This is a genomic window from Nonomuraea monospora, assembly GCF_039531895.1.
GTDB classification, from domain to species: domain Bacteria; phylum Actinomycetota; class Actinomycetes; order Streptosporangiales; family Streptosporangiaceae; genus Nonomuraea; species Nonomuraea monospora.
This window is the reverse complement of sequence record NZ_BAAAQX010000013.1, coordinates 39269-57667: the sequence shown is the minus strand read 5'-3', so window position 1 is coordinate 57667 and position 18399 is coordinate 39269. Positions and strand designations below refer to the sequence as shown.

At 72.0% G+C, this 18399-nt stretch carries 13 protein-coding genes; 9 read left to right on the top strand and 4 right to left on the bottom strand.

Features of this window, described 5'->3' with window-relative positions; genetic code table 11:
* On the bottom strand, positions 1 to 1977 hold a 1977-nt coding region (locus ABD331_RS25265), incomplete at its 3' end, for a hypothetical protein (RefSeq protein WP_425566039.1).
* 118 nt (positions 1978 to 2095) lie between these two features.
* Entirely contained in the window at positions 2096 to 3145 is a 1050-nt protein-coding gene (locus ABD331_RS25260) for a LacI family DNA-binding transcriptional regulator (RefSeq protein WP_344479251.1), read from the bottom strand.
* A gap of 207 nt (positions 3146 to 3352) precedes the next feature.
* Between ABD331_RS25260 and ABD331_RS25255 the strand changes: the two genes are divergently transcribed.
* From ABD331_RS25255 to ABD331_RS25240, 4 genes are read left to right on the top strand one after another with little or no spacing between them, the layout of a single operon-like run.
* Complete coding sequence (locus tag ABD331_RS25255) at positions 3353 to 4291, top strand: carbohydrate ABC transporter permease (protein WP_344479248.1); 939 nt, start codon at positions 3353 to 3355, stop codon at positions 4289 to 4291.
* A gap of 54 nt (positions 4292 to 4345) precedes the next feature.
* Entirely contained in the window at positions 4346 to 5170 is an 825-nt protein-coding gene (locus tag ABD331_RS25250) for a carbohydrate ABC transporter permease (protein ID WP_344479246.1), read from the top strand.
* A 14-nt stretch (positions 5171 to 5184) separates the two neighbouring features.
* Positions 5185 to 6453 carry an ABC transporter substrate-binding protein gene (locus ABD331_RS25245; RefSeq protein ID WP_344479245.1) on the top strand — a complete coding sequence of 423 codons (1269 nt, stop codon included), beginning with the start codon at positions 5185 to 5187 and terminating at the stop codon, positions 6451 to 6453.
* A complete protein-coding gene (locus ABD331_RS25240; protein WP_344479244.1) occupies positions 6450 to 7694 on the top strand; it encodes a hypothetical protein in 1245 nt (414 codons plus the stop codon). The genes ABD331_RS25245 and ABD331_RS25240 overlap by 4 nt, the downstream gene beginning before the upstream one ends.
* Here the strand turns inward: ABD331_RS25240 and ABD331_RS25235 are convergent.
* Together ABD331_RS25235 and ABD331_RS25230 are read right to left on the bottom strand one after the other, a co-directional pair.
* Positions 7649 to 9283 (bottom strand): S1 family peptidase, encoded by a 1635-nt coding sequence (locus tag ABD331_RS25235; RefSeq protein WP_344479241.1) that lies wholly within the window; start codon positions 9281 to 9283, stop codon positions 7649 to 7651. The two genes, ABD331_RS25240 and ABD331_RS25235, sit on opposite strands and share 46 nt — an antisense overlap.
* A gap of 179 nt (positions 9284 to 9462) precedes the next feature.
* Entirely contained in the window at positions 9463 to 11400 is a 1938-nt protein-coding gene (locus ABD331_RS25230) for a protein kinase domain-containing protein (protein ID WP_344479237.1), read from the bottom strand.
* A gap of 220 nt (positions 11401 to 11620) precedes the next feature.
* Between ABD331_RS25230 and ABD331_RS25225 the strand changes: the two genes are divergently transcribed.
* From ABD331_RS25225 to ABD331_RS25205, 5 genes are all read left to right on the top strand, one after another.
* Positions 11621 to 14413 (top strand): helix-turn-helix transcriptional regulator, encoded by a 2793-nt coding sequence (locus ABD331_RS25225; protein WP_344479235.1) that lies wholly within the window; start codon positions 11621 to 11623, stop codon positions 14411 to 14413.
* A 79-nt stretch (positions 14414 to 14492) separates the two neighbouring features.
* Positions 14493 to 15740: a M24 family metallopeptidase gene (locus tag ABD331_RS25220; RefSeq protein WP_344479232.1), complete on the top strand. Its 1248-nt coding sequence runs from the start codon at positions 14493 to 14495 to the stop codon at positions 15738 to 15740.
* A complete protein-coding gene (locus ABD331_RS25215) occupies positions 15737 to 16159 on the top strand; it encodes an SRPBCC family protein (protein ID WP_344479229.1) in 423 nt (140 codons plus the stop codon). Before ABD331_RS25220 ends, ABD331_RS25215 begins: the two co-directional genes overlap by 4 nt.
* On the top strand, positions 16159 to 17148 hold the full coding sequence (locus tag ABD331_RS25210) for an MBL fold metallo-hydrolase (protein ID WP_344479226.1): 990 nt from the start codon (positions 16159 to 16161) through the stop codon (positions 17146 to 17148). Before ABD331_RS25215 ends, ABD331_RS25210 begins: the two co-directional genes overlap by 1 nt.
* Before the next feature lie 73 nt (positions 17149 to 17221).
* A complete protein-coding gene (locus ABD331_RS25205; protein ID WP_344479223.1) occupies positions 17222 to 18391 on the top strand; it encodes a glycoside hydrolase family 1 protein in 1170 nt (389 codons plus the stop codon).
* Positions 18392 to 18399: the final 8 nt, after the last annotated feature.

The window sequence follows — 18399 nt, the reverse complement described above, 5'->3', positions numbered from 1 at the left end:
GCCTGCGTCCGGCGCGCCTGCGTCCGGCGTGCCTGCGCCCGATGTGCCTGCGCCTGGCGCGCCTGCGCCCGATGTGCCTGCGCCTGGCGCGCCTGCGCTCGGAGCGCTGGCGCCCGGTGCGCCTGGAGCGCCTGAAGCGCCTGCACCCGGCGTGCCTGCGTCCGGCGTGCCTGCGCCCAGCGTGCTTGCGTCCGGCGTGCTTGCGTCTGGCGTGCCTTCGCTCGGAGCGTCGGCCCCGGACGGGGCAGGCTCGTTGGTGAGCCAGCGCACGGTGTCGCCCTGCTCCAGCACGAGCGGGATGCGTTCGAAGAACGGCGTGGCGGCGCCGTCGATCCGCACCCGCAGCCGATCGCCCAGGGTCACCGACTTGGTGCCGCCCGCCGCCACGTACCGGATCTCCAGGTCGTCGAGGTCGCCCACCGCGTCCGGGTCCACGGGGGCGCCGTCGCGGAAGAAGGCGGGCACGGGCTGGTCGTAGGAGTCGAAGTGCACGCCGTCCGCCGCCGTCCAGCCGGTGCCCCACGACAGCTCGGCGTCCACCGGCCGGGTGCGCGGCGCGCCGGTCTGGGGCGCGTTCTGTCCTTGGACGACCACGCCGAGCCGGGGGTCGTACAGGTAGCTGAGCCCGAAGCGCTGGTTGTCCCAGAAGCCGTACTGGGTGTTGACGTGCTTGCCGAAGCCCAGCCCTGCCACGTAGCCGGGCCGCTTGGCGAAGACGAACCGCTGCCCGGTGACGGAGTCGGAGCGGTGCTCGGTGTACGCGGTCGCGGCGTAGGGGCGCAGCGTCTTGACGGCGGCCCGGCGTTCGGCCTCGGTGGGGTGGTACTCCTCGCCCAGCGCCACGTCGCGGATGACGGCCGGATCGAGGTAGGCCCAGGTCGGGGCGATGAGCGGGGCGACGGAGGTCTGCCAGCCGGCGCGGGCGAACGCGGCGCGGCGCTCCTCGGTCTCCTCCCGGGTGGCCGCGTAGGCGCGGGCCTGCGGGATGACCGCGCCCCAGAGGTTGTTGGAGCCGATCGGCAGCTCGCCGGCGTAGTTCCAGCCGCGGTGCCGGGAGTCGATGGCCGTGTTGATGAAGTAGCCGTCGAGCGCCTGGTCGTAGAGGAGGTTGTACTGGGCCCAGTCCAGGTAGCGGGCCTGCATCCGGTCGATGACCGGCCGGGTGGCGGGGTCGGCCCAGCCGGCCAGGTCCTCGGTCTCGACCTCGATGCTGTAGCGGTGGGCGACCGTCCCGTCCCTGAAGAAGCCGGCCTCGCTCTGGGAGACCCGCTCGTGCTCGGCCAGCCGTTCCTCGAACCGGGGGCGCAGCTCGGGGAAGCGGCCGAGCAGGCGGGAGATGCCGACCAGCCCGCCGGCGACCTGGTTGGCGAACTGCGCGCCGCGCGGCCCCCACACCTCCTCGTCCTCCAGGAACCAGGTGCTCGCCGCCTTCATGGCCGCGCTCACCTCCGCGACCAGGGCCGGGTCGAGCGTGCCGTCGGCGTCGAGCAGCTCCAGCATGATCGCGTACAGCTCCAGCGCGAACCCGGTGGCGGCGCGCGAGTGCAGGTCGCCGGAGCCCTGCGGGAACGAGCCGTCGGCGTTCTGGGTGCCGAGCAGGAAGCGCAGCGCCGCCTCCAGCCGGCCGCGCAGGGCCGCGTCGCGGTGGTACGGGTTCCATGGACGGTCGGCGGTGTAGAAGTAGGCGAGCGTCAGGACGTTCTCCATGACGCGGGCGTCGTTCGTCCCCTGGCCGGTGCGCCAGCAGTCGCAGGTGATGAAGCCGCGGGAGTCCACGCTGTTGGCCAGGCGGGCCAGGTTGCCCAGGTAGGGCGCGATCTGCTGTTCGAGCCCGGTGAAGCCGGCGAGGTCGATCGCGCCGGGGTCGAGGGCGGCGACCTCCGGCAGCGCCGAGGCCGTCGCGGCGGTGGCGGGTGATCCGGCGGTCAGCGCGAGCGCCGCGGTGACGGCCACCGAGGCGATCCGTTTCGAGCTCATGATGGTGCCTTCCGGGGGTGCCAGCGCGTCGTGACCTGCGCTGATGGGGCGACCATGATCGTGAATCGATTCACGACGAGGCGATACGGCGGAGCCTACGAGCGGCGTCACAGCCGTGTCAACAGCCGGTTTCGTCCACGGGGAACGACGTCTCGCGGACGACCAGCTCGGGCTCGAAACGCCCCAGCGAGTCGCGCTCGCTCTCGATGCCCAGCAGGATCCGCACGGCATGGGCCCCGAGCGCCGCCGACGGATGGCGGATGGTCGTCAGCGGCACGATGGCGAAGTCGGCGAACTCTATGTCGTCGTAGCCGACCAGCGACAGATCACCGGGCACCCGGACGCCGCCCATCATCAGCCCGTGCAGCAGGCCCAGCGCGAGCAGGTCGTTGCCCGCCACGATGCCGTCGGGGAAGCCGCCGGCCGGGCGTCGCAGCAACGTCCGCGCGACCGCCTCGCCGACCTTCGCGGTCTGCACCTGGATCCGGATGATCTCCAGCGAGGCGGGCTCCGCGAACTCGTCCACCGCCCGCTTGGCTCCCGCGAGCCGCAGGTCCACGTGCGGGTGCTGGCCGCCGATGAAGATCAGCCGCCGCCGCCCCTGGGCGAGCAGGTGGGTGGCCGCCAGGTGGCCGCCGCGCTCGTTGTCGCCGGAGATCGCCGGATAGGTGTGCGGCCCCGTCGCGGTGCCGACCAGGACGAACGGCGTGCCCCTGCGGCCGAGCCCGAGCAACTCCTCCGGCACGTCGCCGACGGGGGCCGCGAGGATGCCGCTCACCTGCTGCGACTCGAAGAAGCCCAGGTAGGCCCGCTCGCGCTCCGGGCTCTCGTCGCTGTTGGCGACGAGGATGAAGCGGCCGTGCGCGGCGGCCTCCGCCTCCGCGCCCGCCGCGAGCTCGGCGTAGACGGGGTTGCCGATGTTGGACACCAGCAGCCCCAGGGCCAGGCTGTGCCCCACGCGGAGCCGGCGCGCGGCCTCGTTGCCCACGTAACCCAGCTCGTCGGCGGCCTCGATGACCCGGCGCCGCAGATCGGGCGAGACCCGGGCGGGCTGGGTGAAGGTGTAGGAGACGGTCGCCCGCGAGACCCCGGCGCGGGCCGCGACGTCGGCCACCGTGGGGGCGGAAACCTCGGCCTTCGACTGCTTCGGCGCCGATCCAGCGGGCATCGGGCTCCTCACTCGCTCGTCCTGGGGTTCCTCAGCCTAGCGGACTCGTGAATGGATTCACGAAAATGTCCCGAAGGCCCGTGACGTCATTGACACCCGCGAGATCGCCCCCGTAATCTGCCCGAAACGTCGTGAATCGATTCACGACGCGTTGCCTCCGTCCAGCAGACCACGGGCCCCCATGGTCATCCGCGAGAGGAGCCACACGTGGCTGCCACTCCCGCGACGACGACACCGCCAGCCCTCCACCGCCCCGCCGAACAGGCGCCCGCCAGGCGCCGCCGCGTCGGGGTCCGGGCGCCCTGGTGGTTCGTCGTGCCCGCGATCTCGATCTACCTGTTCATCGTCGTCGTCCCCAGCGCCAACGGCGCGCTGTTCTCGTTCACCGACTGGAACGGCATGCGCCCCGACTGGTCGTTCGTCGGCCTGGACAACTTCACCTCCGTCTTCTCCGACCGCACGGCGCTAGACGCCCTGGTCAACACGCTCGTCCTAGCGGCGTCCGCCACGGTCGTGCAGAACGTCGCAGGGCTGCTCCTGGCGCTCGGCGTGAACAGCATGGTCAAGAGCCGCTACGTGCTCCGCGTCGTCTTCTTCGCGCCCGTCGTCCTCACACCCCTGGTCGCCGGGTACGTGTGGAGCTTCCTGCTGTCGCCCAACGGCGCCGTGAACGACGCCCTGCGCGCCGTCGGCCTGGGCTCGCTGGCCCACGACTGGCTCGGCGACCCGGACACGGCCCTGTACGCCGTCGTCCTGGAGATCGTCTGGCAGTTCTCCGGCTACTCCATGGTCATCTACCTCGCCGGTCTCCAGGCCATCCCCGCCGAGGTGCTGGAGGCGGCCACCATCGACGGGGCCGGCCCGTGGAACAAGTTCCGCCGGGTCGTCCTGCCGCTGCTCAACGGCGCCGTGGTGATCAACGTGATGCTCTGTCTCATCGGCGGGCTCAAGCAGTTCGACCAGGTCATGGCCATGACCGGCGGCGGGCCCGGCACCGCGACGGAGACGATCTCGACGGCCATCTACAAGAGCGCGTTCTCGCTCGGCGACTTCCCTTTCTCGATCGCGCTCGCGGTCGTGATGACCGTCGTCATCGCGGTCCTCGCGACCGTGCAGTTCCGCCTGACGCAGAGAAAAAGCCTCTGATGCAGAGAAAGAGCCTCGGATGCAGCTCCGCCTGACGCAGAGGAAGAGCCTCTGATGCACTCCCGATACACCTGGCGCACGCTGGTGCGCGAGCTGAGCCTGATCCTGCTCGCGCTGGCGTTCCTGGTGCCGCTCGTCGGCCTGCTCAACGTCTCGCTCAAACCGCAGGACAGCCAGACCGGCGCACTGGCCTTCGCCTTCCCGCCCACCCTGGACAACTACGCGCAGGCCTGGAACCAGGCCAGTCTCGGCGCGGCGCTGGCCAACAGCTTCCTCATCACGGCCGTCAGCGTCGTCCTGATCATCGCGTTCGCGTCGATGGCCGCCTACCCGCTGGCCCGCGTAACCAGGGGCTGGTCGCGATACACGTTCTACTTCGTCATCGGCGGCCTGCTCGTGCCCGGCCAGCTCGCCCTGCTCCCGCTCTACGCCACCATGCGGGACCTCGATCTGCTCGGCTCGCTCTGGTCGGTGATCCTGATCAACGTCGGGCAGCAGATCCCGTTCTCGGTCTTCCTCTACACGATGTTCCTGCGGGAGCTGCCGCTCGACTACGAGGAGGCGGCGCTGCTCGACGGCTGCGGGCCGCTGCGCTCGTTCGTCTCGGTGGTCTTCCCGCTGCTGCGGCCGGTCACCGGCACGGTCGTGATCCTCAACGCCGTCGGCATCTGGAACGAGTTCTTCACCCCGCTGCTGTATCTCGGCGGCAGCGACAACACCACGGCCCCGGTGGCGATCTACGGCTTCGTCAGCCAGTACGTCTCCCAGTGGCCCCTCATCTTCGCCGGCCTCGTGATCAGCGTGATCCCGATCCTCGTCGTCTACTTCGCGCTGCAGAAACACATCATCAAGGGCTTCGCCGGCGGCCTCAAAGGCTGATCTGGAGTACCGCAATGAAGATCGCTACAACGTTCGTCTCCGTCTGCTGCCTCACCGTCGCGGCGGGCGCCTGCTCGACCTCGGGCAGCCAGACCACCGCCACCCCCGGCGAGCAGGTGCTCACCCTCGCCGCCGCGGGGCAGGGCCCGGCCCAGGCCGCCGTGGACGCGTTCCAGAAGGCCAACCCGGGCGTCGTCGTCAAGACCACGTTCACCGAGGACGACGCCTCCTACCAGCAGCAGCTCCGCACCCAGCTCTCCTCGGGGACTGCCCCCGACGTGTTCCGCATGTGGCCGGGCGGCGGCAACACCATGGCCGTCCGCGACCTCGGCGCCGACGGCATGCTGATGGACCTGTCGGGGGAGGGCTGGGCGAGCGGCCTGAGCGCCGACCTCAAGGCCGTCACCAGCGACCCGGCGGGCAAGGTGGTGGCCGTGCCCGTCACGATCGGCGCCATCGGAGCCGTCTGGAACGACCAGGCGCTGGCCAAGGCCGGGCTGTCCAAGCCCGCGACCTGGCCGGAGGTGCTCACGTTCTGCAAGGACGCGAAGGCCAAGGGGGTCGTGGCGTTCGCGCTCGGGCTCAAGTCGGCCTGGGTCACCCAGCTGGTCCCGTACGCGCTGACCGCCTCGCTCGTCTACGGCCCGAACCCGCATTTCACGCAGCAGCAGCTCGACGGTCAGGCCACCTTCGCCAAGTCGGAGTGGAAGCAGGCGATGGAGAAGTACCTGCAGCTGCGCGACTCCGGCTGCTTCAACGACAGCCCCAACGGCGTCGGCTACGACGAGCAGATGCAGCTCCTCGGCCAGGGCAAGGCGCTGGGCGCCGTGCACGTGCTGTCCGCCGTGCAGTCGGCGCTCAACTCCGCGCCGCAGGGCACCACGTTCTCGATGACGCCGTTCCCGGCCACTGACAGCGCCGAGGCCACCTACCTCCCGGTGTCGGTCGGCATCGTGTACGGCGTCAACGCCAAGGCCAAGAACCCGGCCCTGGCCAAGAAGTTCATGCAGTTCCTCGCCTCGTCCGAGGGCCAGGCCCTCTACGCCGAGGAGTCCGGCAGCAGCCCCGCGCTGGACAGCCCGGCCTTCCAGCCCGACGCGCTCCAGCAGCCGGTGCTCGACGCGGTCAAGGCCGGAAAGTCCACCCTCTACCCCGACCAGGGCTGGCCCGGCCCGAAGGTGCAGCAGGAGCACCTGACCTCGGTCCAGGAGCTGTTCAACGGGACGATCGACGTGCCGACCCTGCTGGGCCGCATGGACCAGGCGTTCGGAGAGGCCAAGTGAACGTCGAGGCCTGCCTCTGGATCACCCCCAAGATCTTCGACGATCTGGACGATCCGGCTCCCGGTGTGGCGGCGTTCTTCGACCACCACGCCGGCTGGCTGGCCGACCGGCCCGTCACCATCGTGTTCTGCGCGGGCAACGGCGACCACGTGCTGAACTACGCCGGCCGCGACGCCTGGGACCACCGTTTCGACTGGGCCCGCTACAACTGCTTCGCGCTCGCGCCCGGCGGGCCCGCTGCCGCTGCCAGGGCGCACAACCGCGACTGGCTGGCCAGGGTGCGCGACGGCGGCGAGCGCTCGTCGAACCCGTACTCGGCGGGGCCCATGTTCACGCTGTCCGAGCAGCCGATGGACTACCGGACGCTGGCCGGCGTCTACGCGGCCGTGCGCGCCGAGGCGCGGCGGCGCGGCCTGCGGGTGAGCCTGCTGGAGTACCTGGAGCCGGGCCCGGAGTTCTGCCGCAGCGAGTGGAAGACGGAGCGGCACCCGGAGGTGGCCTCCGGCACCGCCGACGCCGGCGGGCACGTCGTGCCGGGCGTCATCGACGTGACGGCGCCGCTCGCGGCCGACCCCCGCCCGTACGCCGCCTTCCCCGGCGGCATCGCGGCCGGGCTGGCGGCCGGCGACTTCGTGGCCGCGCAGGCGGCCGCGTTCACGGCCGACTTCGAGCTGGACGGGATCATGCTCGGCAACCAGTTCGGCCTGGTCGGCTTCTGGCACCCGGACAACGCGCCGCCGCTCACGCCTGAGCGGTCGGCCGGGATCGAACGGTTCTTCCTGCGGCTGCGCGAGGCCATGGGCGACCGGCTCGTCTACTGGATGGACACGTACTGGCGGGCGGAGGTGGAACGGGCGGCCTGGGGCATGACGGACGCCGCCTACCGATCGCTCGACGCGATCCTGGTCAGCACGTTCGCCGTGCTGGTCGAGCGCACCGAGATCGTGCCCAACCTGCTCAGCAAGGCCGCGCTCGGCGGGCCGCGGACGCTGCTCGGGCTCGACTTCGTCGACCCCTGGTACTGGTACCGGACCTACCTGGACGACCGGCGTACCTACCTCTACCAGCGGGAGGTGCTGGCCGCCCACGCCGGCTCCGTGGCCGGGGTGTCGTTCTTCGCGAACGACACCTTCGGCCACTTCGTGCCGGAGCCCGAGCTGGCGGCCACCCTGGAAGCGGTCAGGAAGGCGGACGTTCAGGAGGGGCGGCCGTCCTGGTGGGGAGGCGAGAACTGGCCGTAACGGACGTCGCGCGTCTGGTCGCCGAGGTACGGCTGCCCCGCCTGCCCGTGCTGGTAGCCGTAGCTCCCGCCGTTGTACCCGTACGGCTGCACCGGGGGTGAGACGTGGGCCTGGTTCGCGGGAAGCTGGTGCTGCTGCCACGGGGGCGGCGGGATCGAGCCGTACGGGGGCGGCGTCGCGGCGGCCCGGCGGCGGCGCCGTCCGAGCAGCTTCACCAGCACCACGGCGAGCACGAGCACGAGCAGCGCGCCCGCCCCGATCAGCACCCACATGAGGACGGGGCGGGGCGACTCGTCCTTGCCCGCCGAGATCGCCGCCTGCGTGTCGCTGATGTACTTGGCCACGTACGGGTGGTTCGGGAAGAGCGCCTGCACCTCGCGGAACTTCGGCAGCGCGTCCTCGAAGTAGTTGCGGAAGTAGTCGTTGAGCGCCTCGTTGTACCGGGTCGTGGTGATGGCCTGGGCGGGCTTGACGTTCTTCTCGCCGAGCTTCTCCTTGACAATGCTCACCGGCAGCACGAAGCTCTCGCTCTCCGAGGCCTCGCCGCCCTCGCTCACCGTGCCGGCGATCAGCATGCCGATGACCTTGCCGTCCTTGCTGAACACCGGCCCGCCGGAGTTGCCGTGATAGGACGGGGCCTGCGTCTGGATGTACGGCACGCCGGTCTGGGTGGTGCGCTTGGCGTTGTACGGGCCCTCCGTCAGCGCCGGCTCCAGCTTCGACTCCAGGCTGAAGAACGGGGTGTTCGTGACCAGGCCGGGGAAGCCGCTGATGTAGAGCGTGTCGCCGGTGCGCACGTCGGCGTCGTCGCCGAGCGGGACGGTCGGCAGGTTCTGCTGGCCGTTCACCTTGAGCAGCGCGAAGTCCTTGCCGGGGTAGCTCTCGCCCACCGAGACCAGCTCGGCCGGGGTCGCCTTGGCGGTCTTGTCCACGCCGCCGCCCGGCAGGCTCTGCAGCACCGACAGGCTCTGCTGCAGGTTGCGGATCTTCATGTGACCGGTGTTGAAGGTGACGTAGATCTGCTGCGCGAGCTTGAGGATCTCCTCGTCGGCCTCGATGCCCTGCAGCCCCGAGATGATCTCCTTGGCGTCCTGCTCGTTGAACTTGGCCAGCGCCTGCTGCGCGAAGAGCCGGCTCAGCTCGGTCTCGCCGACCTGGACGCAGTGGGCTCCGGTGACCATGTACCCGTCGGGTGTGACCCACCAGCCGGTGCACAGGCCGCCGACCTCGGCCTCGACCGTGCGCTCCGGGGTGGTCTCGGTGAGGTAGGTGTCCACGTCGGCGGCGATCCGCTGGAAGAGCCACTTGGCGATGCTGCGCTCGTCCGAGGAGATCTTGCCTGCTTGCACGGCCTCGACGGCCTGCTGCGTGAGCCCGTTGAACGCGGTCTCGTTGATCGTGCTGGTCGGGACGGCGACCGTGCCGGTGTAGGTGAAGCTGGTCAGCTGGACCGCGGGCTGCGTCCGGGCCGCCAGCCAGGTGCCGACGGGGATGTCGGGCCGCTCGTCGGGCGCGGTGTCGGCGGCTGCCGGGAGGGTGGGCAGTGCCACCGCCACGACGGCCGTCGCGACCGCGGCGATCTTCGTCAACCTTGTCCTGAAATATCCGCTCACGTATGGAGATGGTGTGGGCGGGCTCTTGTCCATGGCTTGGAGCCGACTGGGAACGCGGCCGTTCGGAAGCTTTTGGTGCTCCAGTGGGCCCCCACTGGAGCGCCCTCAATCTAACGGCGGGCTGTCCGCTTTGTCTAGGTTTATTGTCAGGTGACTCAATTGAGGGTGTTGCTGATCTCCTCGTCCGACAGCGCCCGGTCCCAGAGCGCCACGTCGGCCACCGCGCCCGGCCAGAAGTCCACGGCGGTGACGTACGTGGCCCGCCCCAGATAGAAGGGGCCCGAAGCCTGGCGGGTCGGCTCGGCGATGGCCTTGGCGCCCTCCGGCCTGCCGTTCACGTAGATCCGGATCTCGCCGGCCGGTTGATCGTGCACCGCCGTCAGACGCACCCACGCGCCCAGCTCGGCGGTGGTGCGGGAGACGACCCTGGTCGCGTCGAAGTCGCTGGTGCCGTGCACGGAGAACGACCAGTACGCGCCCTCGGCCGGGCAGAAGCCGTCCGGCTCGCCCGCTCCCGTGCACCACATGTGCTGGAGGGTGTAAGAGAAGACGTCCTCGGTCGAGTCCTGGCTCAGCACGGCGGCGAAGCTCGACTCCTCCGGCAGCCGGTCGATGCGGGCTCGGGCCGTGACGGTGAAGCTGCGCGCCGGGTCGATGGTCGCTGCTTCCTCGGTGGCGGCGTAGGCCTTGACGCCGTCGAACAGCAGGGCGTTCGTGTTCGGGGCGGGCGAGTGGGGGGCCCAGCGGGTGCCGGTGCGTAACAGCAGCTCGGCCGGACCCGCCGAGTCGGCGGTACGCGTGCCTGTGCCTTCGTGGAGCAGCCATCGGTGGCGTGCGCCTGCCGGGGTGGTGGTGCCGGGGGTCGGGTTCCTGCCGGTGTTTCCGGGGCTGGCGGGGTCGGCCGTTCCCGCGGCGGCGCCGGTCGTGCGCGAGGCGGCGGGGTCGGCGTCGCCCGTGGCGGCGTACCGGAGGATGGCCACCGAGCAGGCGGCGAAGACGACCAGCACGGCGGCGACCGCCCCGACCAGCAGGCCCGTCCGCCGCCTCGCCGGCGCGGTGGGCGACTCGCCCGCCCCGCCACCCATCTCAACGCCCGCCCCGCCGCCTGCCCAAGCGCCCGGCCCGGTGCCGAGCCCGCCGCTCCACCCGGTGCCTGCCCGGGCGCCCGGTCCGCCGCCCGCCCCGGCGCCCGGCCCTCCGATTGGTCGCTGGGTGAGCACTCCGGGCGGAGGCGCTTGCTGGAGGGCGAGGCGCTGGGCCTCCGGCTCCACCACCGTGCCGTGGCCGATCAACGACTGCAGCACCTGGAGGGAGGTCGGCCGCTCGCCGGGGTTCTTGGCCAGGCAGCGCGCGAGCACGTCGCGCAGCGGCGCGGGCACGCCGTCCAGGTTCGGGGCGGCGTGCAGGATGCGGTGCGCCACCGCAGGGAAGGGCCCCTGGCCGAAGGGCGGGCCGCCGGTCGCGGCGAAGACCACCGTGGCCGCCCACGCGAACACGTCCGTGTGCGGCCCGGCGGGCTGCTCTCTGAGCTGCTCGGGCGCCATGTACGGCGGCGTCCCCAGCATGGAGCTCGTCATGTGCCCGTCGGACTCCAGAGCGCGGGCGATGCCGAAGTCCACCACGCGCGGCCCGTCCGGCCCGATCAGCACGTTGGCCGGCTTGAAGTCCCGGTGGACCACCCGCGCGCCGTGGATGGCCGCCAGCGCGGTGATGGTGTGGGTGGCCAGCCGTTCCAGCGCGTTGCCCGTGAAGACGCCGTTGCGTTCCACCGTCGCCTGGAGCGACAGGCCGGGGACGTACTCGCTGACGATGTAGGGCCGCTCGCCCAGCACGTCGGCGTCCAGGATCGCGGCGGTGTGCGCCTGCGGGACGCTGCGCGCGGCCTCCACCTCCCGCGCGAAGCGGGCGCGCGCCTGCGGGTCGGGCAGGCCGTCCGCCCTGAGCACCTTGATGGCGACCTGTCGCCCGCTCGGGTCGCGTCCGAGGTAGACGACGCCCTGCCCGCCGGCGCCCAGACGGGCCTGGACGGCGTAGCGGGAGATCTGCCGCGGGTCCTCGAGGGCGAGGGGGAGGAGGTCGGCTTGGTCGATCATGGCACCTTACTTGGGTCGCGGTGCGGGGCCGTGTTGCCACTTCGGCCCCATCTTTTCGTGGCTTGAGGGTTGGACGGGGAGAAATCGCCGACTCGGGACGCGGGACCATCATCTTGACCCACGGCCGACGCACCCTGGTGACGCCCGTCGGCCACCGCCCATCGCTACGGCTCCTCGGATGGTGGCCAGCCGCCCGCAGCCGGTGGGGGAGACTATGACCATGCTGCACGGCCGAGAGGCGGAACAGGCGACGATCGACCGGCTTCTCGCCGCCCGCACAGGCGTGCTGGTCCTGCGAGGTGAGGCAGGGATCGGGAAGAGCGCCCTGCTGGAACACGCGGCCACCACCGCCGAGGCCCGGGTGTTGCGGGTCAGCGGGATCGAGTCGGAGGCCGAGCTGCCGTTCGCCGCCCTGCACCTGCTTCTGCGGCCGATGCTCGACCACATCGGCGCGTTGCCGGAGCAGCAGGCGGACGCCCTCATGAGCGCGCTGGGCCTAGGGAGGGCGGCGGCCGGTGACCGCTTCCTCATCCGGCTCGCCACGTTGAGCCTGCTGACGGAGCTGGCGGCCGACCAGCCGCTGGTGTGCCTGGTGGACGACGCCCACTGGCTGGACCAGGAGTCCGCGGACGCGCTGCTGTTCGTGGCCCGCCGCCTGTACGCCGAGCCCATCGTGATCGTGTTCGCCGCGCGCGACGACGGAGGGAACTTCCTCACCCCGGGCCAGCCGGAGCTGCGGCTGACGGGGCTGGCACAGGAGCCGGCCGCCCGGCTGCTGGCGGAGCGGGCTGGGTGGCTCGCGCTGGCCGCACGCGAAGTGATCGTGGCCGAGGCCCAGGGCAACCCTCTGGCGCTGCTCGAACTGCCGCACACGCTCACGCCGGACCAGCGGGCCGGCGCCCTTGCCCCGCTGGCGTTCTCCCTCGGCGGCGCGGAACCGGTCGCCGGGCGGGTGCTGGCCGGTTTCCGCGTCCGGATCCAGCAGCTTCCCGCCGCTTCCCGGGCCTGTCTGCTGGTGGCGGCGCTGGACGACAGCGGCGACCTCGACACCCTCAACCGCGCCCTGCGCGGCATGGGAGTCTCGCTCACCGACTTCGCCGCCGCCGAACGCGCCGATCTGCTCCGCATCACGGGGGCGGGCGTGGTCTTCCGCCATCCCCTCGTCCGTACGGCGGCGCGGCTGGCGGCGGACGTCGCCCAGCGCGTGGCGGCGCACCAGGCTCTGGCCACGGCGACCGACGAGGACCGCAGGGCCTGGCATCTGGCGGCGGTGGCCATGGGCCCCGACGAGCAGGTGGCCGGGGCGCTGGAGGAGGCCGCCGTCCGCGCCGCGAGCCGCGGTGGCCGTGCGGCCGCGTCGGCGGGCTACGAGCGGGCGGCCCAGCTCTCCGCCGAGCCGGCCGCGCGGGCCCGCCGCTGGGCCGCGGCAGCGTCGGCCGCCCTGGACGCCGGCCTCTGGCGGCGCGCCGAAGAACTCACCCGCCGCGCCTCACCCGCCGGCTCCCCGGCGGGCTCTCCGCCCATGCCGCAGACCGTGCCGCCTGCTGCGCCGTCTGGCGTGCTGCCGACCGTGCCGACCGCGGCGGTGCCGGGCGCAGCGTTTGGACCGGCGGTGTGGGCCGAGCTGGCGCGGGTACGTGCGATGCTGGCCTTCCAGGACGGCCGGCCGCTGGAGGCCACCCGCCTGCTCCACGGCGGCGTCGAAGCCCTGGGCCAGACCGACCCGGAGACAGCGCTGTCCATGCTGAGCCTGGCCATCATCTTCACCTGGAGCAGCCCGCCCCACCCCGACCAGATCGCCCTGTCCCGCCGCACCGCCGAGCTCATCCCGCTCCTCGAAGGACCGCTGGGTGTGATCGACGAGTTCAACCGGGAGGTGTGCGGTCTGCTGGAGGGCGACGACATGGCCGCGATCACCTCGCCCACCGGGGCCGGGCTGAGCGAGCCGACGCTCCCGTTCGAGCTGCGGGTCATGGCCACGAATCTGGGTTTCGTGCACGGCAGCCAGCGCGCGATGCTGGCCGACGCGGGTGACCTGGTGGCGGAATGCCGCCGGGCCGGACGGGTCGGACGCCTGCCGCAGGCCATGATGCTGCAGGCTGCCGCGCAGATCATCAACGGCCGGCATCACGCCGCGCGGTCGAGCGTGAGCGAGGGGCTGCAGATCGCCGCGGACATCGACCAGCCGTACTGGCACAACTACCTCACCGGCGTCTCCGCGTGGCTCGCCGCGGTGGCCGGCGCGGAGCAGGAGTGCCGGGAGCTGATGGAGCGGGCGCTCGCGGCCGAGACGTGGATGACCGGCGCGGGCTGGGCCGGCTACGCCTTCGTCATGCTGGACCTGGGGGCGGGCCGTTACGCCTCGGTGCTGGACCGCATGGACCGGATCGCCGCCGGCCCGGCGCGGCACGCCTTCATCTGGCGCTACGCCTGCCCGGACGTCGTCGAGGCGGCGGTCCGGGCCGGGAGCGCCGAGCGGGCACACCCGGCGCTCGATCGTTTCACCGCCTGGGCGCGGGCCACCGGGCAGCCGTGGGCGCTGGCCGTACTGGAGCGTTGCCAGGCCCTGGTGACCGGTGACGGTGCGCGTTACCAGCGGGCCCTCGCCCTGCACCGCGAGGCGGAGCACCCGTTCGAGCAGGCGCGCACCGAGCTGTTGTACGGCGAGTGGCTGCGCCGCCATCAGCGCCGCGCCGAGGCGCGCGCCCATCTGAACGCCGCCATGGAGACTTTCGCCAGGCTCGGCGCCCACCCGTGGGCCGACCGCGCGGCGGCGGAGCTGCGCGCCACCGGAGTGTCGCTCGCCTCCCGCGAACGCGACCGGGATCCGCTGGCCGCGCTCACCCCGCAAGAGCTGCACGTCGTACGGCTGGCCGCGGCCGGTGCCTCCAACCGGGAGATCGGCACGCAGCTCTTCCTCAGCCCGCGCACCGTGGCCTACCACCTGTACAAGGCCTTCCCCAAGCTGGGCATCACCACCCGGGCCGAGCTGGCCAGGCTCGTGGTGACCTAAGCACGCCGGGGTGCCGTCGCGGTCACTACCGTCATGTGACGGAGGCGGTCGTACGGCACGGCTTCCTAGCCTCGGCGGCATGAACATCCCCACCTATTCACTGGCGGAGCGGGACCGCCGCTGGGCGCTCGCCCGCGAGATCATGGAAGCGGAGGGCGTGCAGGCTCTCATCGTGTACGGCGAGCACGAGTGCGCGGACCTGGCGCCGTTCGCGCCGGACGTCTACTTCACCAACGACCGCCCCGGCGCGATCGTCATCTTCTGCCGCGACGCCGACCCCATCGAGCTGACCTGGTCCACGCTCCCCGTCGCCGACCACATCGAGGCCGGCCGGCGCGGCGAGACGCTGTGGATGCCGCCGGAGCGCATCCGCGTCGCCAGGCACGCGGCGGGCGTGGTGGAGGTGCTGCGGGAGCACCATCTGGAGACGGCGGCGGTCGGGGTGCTGGGGCTGGACCCCTACCCGCCCTTCCACATCAACCCGATCATGCCGCACGGGTTGTGGAGCCAGGTGCTGGCCGAGCTGCCCGAGGTGAGCTTCAGGCCTGTCGGGCTGAGCTACCTGTTCGCCACGATCTGCCAGTCGGAGGAGGAGCTGGCGGTCGTCCGGCATGCGGCGCGGACCGGGGACGCCATGGCCGAGGCGATGCTGGCGGCGGCCCGGCCGGGTGTCAGCGAGGCGGAGGTCTACGCGGCCGGCATGGCGGCGGCGTTCCGGCGCGGGCTGGCCGCCCCCGGCATGTTGTTGTCGTCCGGTCCGGGCTTCGTCTCGTGGGGACCGCCCGCCTGGTCCTACCGGCCGCAGGCGCCGCGCGTCATCGAGGAGGGCGATGTGGTCATGGCCGAGGTGTTCTGCCGCTTCGGCATGAAGGAGACCCAGCACCAGGTCGCCATCGCCGTCGGTGAGCCGCACCCCGACATCGAGGCCGGCGCGAAGGTGGCGCGGGCGAGCTACGAGGCGGGCCTGGCCGCGGCCCGTCCAGGCAACACCTTCGGCGACGTGGTGGAGGCCATGCGGGCGCCTTTGAGCGACGCCGGCGCCTGGAACGTCCACCCGCTGATCCACACGCTCAACCCCATGGGCCCGGTCTGCGGATTCGGCGCCGGTCTGCACCGGCTGCCCGAGGCGGCGCGGTACGGCCGGCTGTTCGACGTGCCGACCATGGGGGGCGAGTTGCCCCTGGCACCCGGGATGACGTTCGCCTTCGAGCCCAACGCCGTAATCGGCGATCACCTGACCAATCTCGGCGGAACCGTCGTGATCGGCAAGGACGCCCCGATCGAGCTCAACCCCTTCACCGCTCAGCTCCTGAGGAGCCACCCGTGATCACCATCGAGCACGCCGCCGGCTACCCGTACTCCCCGGAGGCCGTTTTCGCCGTCCTGTCCGATCTGGAGGGGTACCCGGCCTGGCAGGCGGACGTCCTGGAGGCGCGCGTGGACGGGCCGCCGCGCGAGGGCGCGGCGGTCGCGCAGGTGCGCAAGGTGATGGGACGGCGCACCGAGCTCGACCTCACCGTCACCGAGTACGTCCCTGGAGAGCGGCTCACGATCCGGACCGCCGAGGGCGTCCGTCCAGGAGTGACCCAGAGGTACGCCGTGCGCCCGTCCGCCGGCGGGTGCCGGGTGGAGTTCGGGCTGGAGCTGGACGGGGTGCCGAAGATGGCGGAGCACCTGGTCCGCGCCCAGCTCGGCAAGCAGGTGCCGTTGCTGTTCGAGCGCCTCGGCGCACTCCTGGAGGCATGATGACGGCGCACATCCCGGACCGCGAGCTGGCCGAGCGGCCGAGCCGGTACTCCGGGCCCAATCTCTCGCCCGCGGGCCTGCGCCTGACGCCCACCGCCCTCGCGGACGGCGTGCACGCGCTCATGGCCACGATCCCGCCCAAGGACAACAACGGGCTTGTCGCCGGCCGGGACGCCGCCCTGGTCATCGACGCGGGGATCACCCCGGAGGTGTCCACGCTCATCCAGGGCGTGGCCGCCGGGCTGACCGACCGGCCGCTGCGCTACCTGGTCAACACGACCTACCACGGCGACCACACCTTCGGGAACCTGGCCTTCCCCGAGGACACCGTCATCGTGTCGTCGCGGGCGAACAAGGAGAACATGGCCGATCTCGGCTACGAGAAGCAGCTCAGGTCGGGCAACATGTACGGCGACGAGTCCCTGCTGGACGCGGTGACCCGATGGCGCAGGCCGGACGTCGTCTTCGACGCCTTCGCCGAGATCGATCTGGGTGGGCGGACGGTCGAGCTGTGGCACTTCGGCCCCGGGAACGGACCCGGCGACACGGTCGTGCACGTTCCCGACGCGCATGCCGCCTGGACGGGGAACCTGCTGTGTCACGCGGGCATCGCGCACATGCTGCTGCAGGGCGGTCCCGAGCCGTACGTGGCAACGCTGCGCAGGATGAAGGAGGCGCTGCCCGGCCTGGAGACGATCGTGCCGGGGCACGGGCCCGCCGGTAACGGCCACGCCGCCATCGACGCCCTGCTCGCCTATCTGGAACGGTTGCACGACGAGGTTTTGGCCGCGGTGGAGTCCGGCCGCACGCTGGAGGAGACGACGGCCGCGTGCACCGACCCGTGGGCGGACGGCCTCGATCCGGTGCTGACGGCGGCGCTGGCCGCGTACCGGATCCCTCAGGACGTCGTCGGCCGGGCGATGCTCGACCTGTGCCGGAACCTGCACCGGCTCAACGTCCTGGCCACGTACCGCCTCTACACCCGCTGAGCCGGACCTCATTCCACCGTTTCTAACCACCTGGTAAGTTTTGCATCTACTGCAATGACGAAGGGACGGTGGGATGGGGATCTCGTTTCCTCAGGGCTTCCTGTGGGGTGCGGCGAGCAGCGCGCACCAGATCGAGGGCAACAACGTCGCCAGCGACCTGTGGGGGCTGGAGAGCCGGCTGCCCGAGCGCAGCGGCGACGCGTGCGACAGCTACCACCGCTGGCCGGAGGACCTCGACCTGGTGCGGGACCTCGGCCTGACCGCCTACCGGTTCGGCGTCGAGTGGGCGCGCGTCGAGCCGGTCGAGGGGCAGGTGTCGCGGGCCCACCTCGCGCACTACCGCCGCATGGTGGAGGGCTGCCTGGAGCGGGGCATCACCCCGATCGTGACGCTGCACCACTTCACCAGCCCGATGTGGTTCCAGCGGGAGGGCGGGTGGCGGTCCGGCGCGGCGGCCGGGCGGTTCCGCGCGTACGTGCGGGCCGTGCTGCCGATCCTCGACGGCGTCCCCTGGGTGTGCACGATCAACGAGCCCAACATGCTCGCGATGATGGCCGAGGCGATCAGGGACGGGCACCGCGAGCCAGGCGTGGCCGGCGCCATGGCGGCCCCCGACCAGGCGATGGCCGACGCGCTGGTCGCCGCGCACCGGGCCGCCCGCGAGGAGCTGGGCGCGGCGGGGCTGCGGGCGGGCTGGACCATCGCCAACCAGAACTTCCAGGCCGAGGACGGCGCCGAGGCCGAGCGGGACGCGTGGGCGTGGCCCCGCGAGGACCAGTTCCTGGAGGCGGCCAAGGGGGACGACTTCGTCGGCGTGCAGGCGTACACGCGGGTGCGGATCGGCAGGCAGGGCGCGCTGCCCGTGCCCGACGGCGCCCGCCGCACGCTCACCGGCTGGGAGTTCTACCCGGACGCGCTGGGCGACGCCGTCCGGCACACCGCGGGGAAGCTGCCCGGCGTGCCGATCCTGGTGACGGAGAACGGCATTGCCACCGCCGACGACGCCGAGCGCGTGGAGTACACGAGCGCGGCGCTGGCCGGGCTGCACGCGGCCCTGGCGGAGGGGGCCGACGTGCGCGGATACCTGCACTGGTCGCTGCTGGACAACTACGAGTGGGGCTCGTGGGCGCCGACGTTCGGGCTGGTGTCGGTGGACAGGGAGACGTTCGCGCGGGACGCCAAGCCCAGTGCGCGGTGGCTGGGCGAGGTCGCTCGTTCGAACGGACTCCGAGCCGCCGGTTGACACGGGGC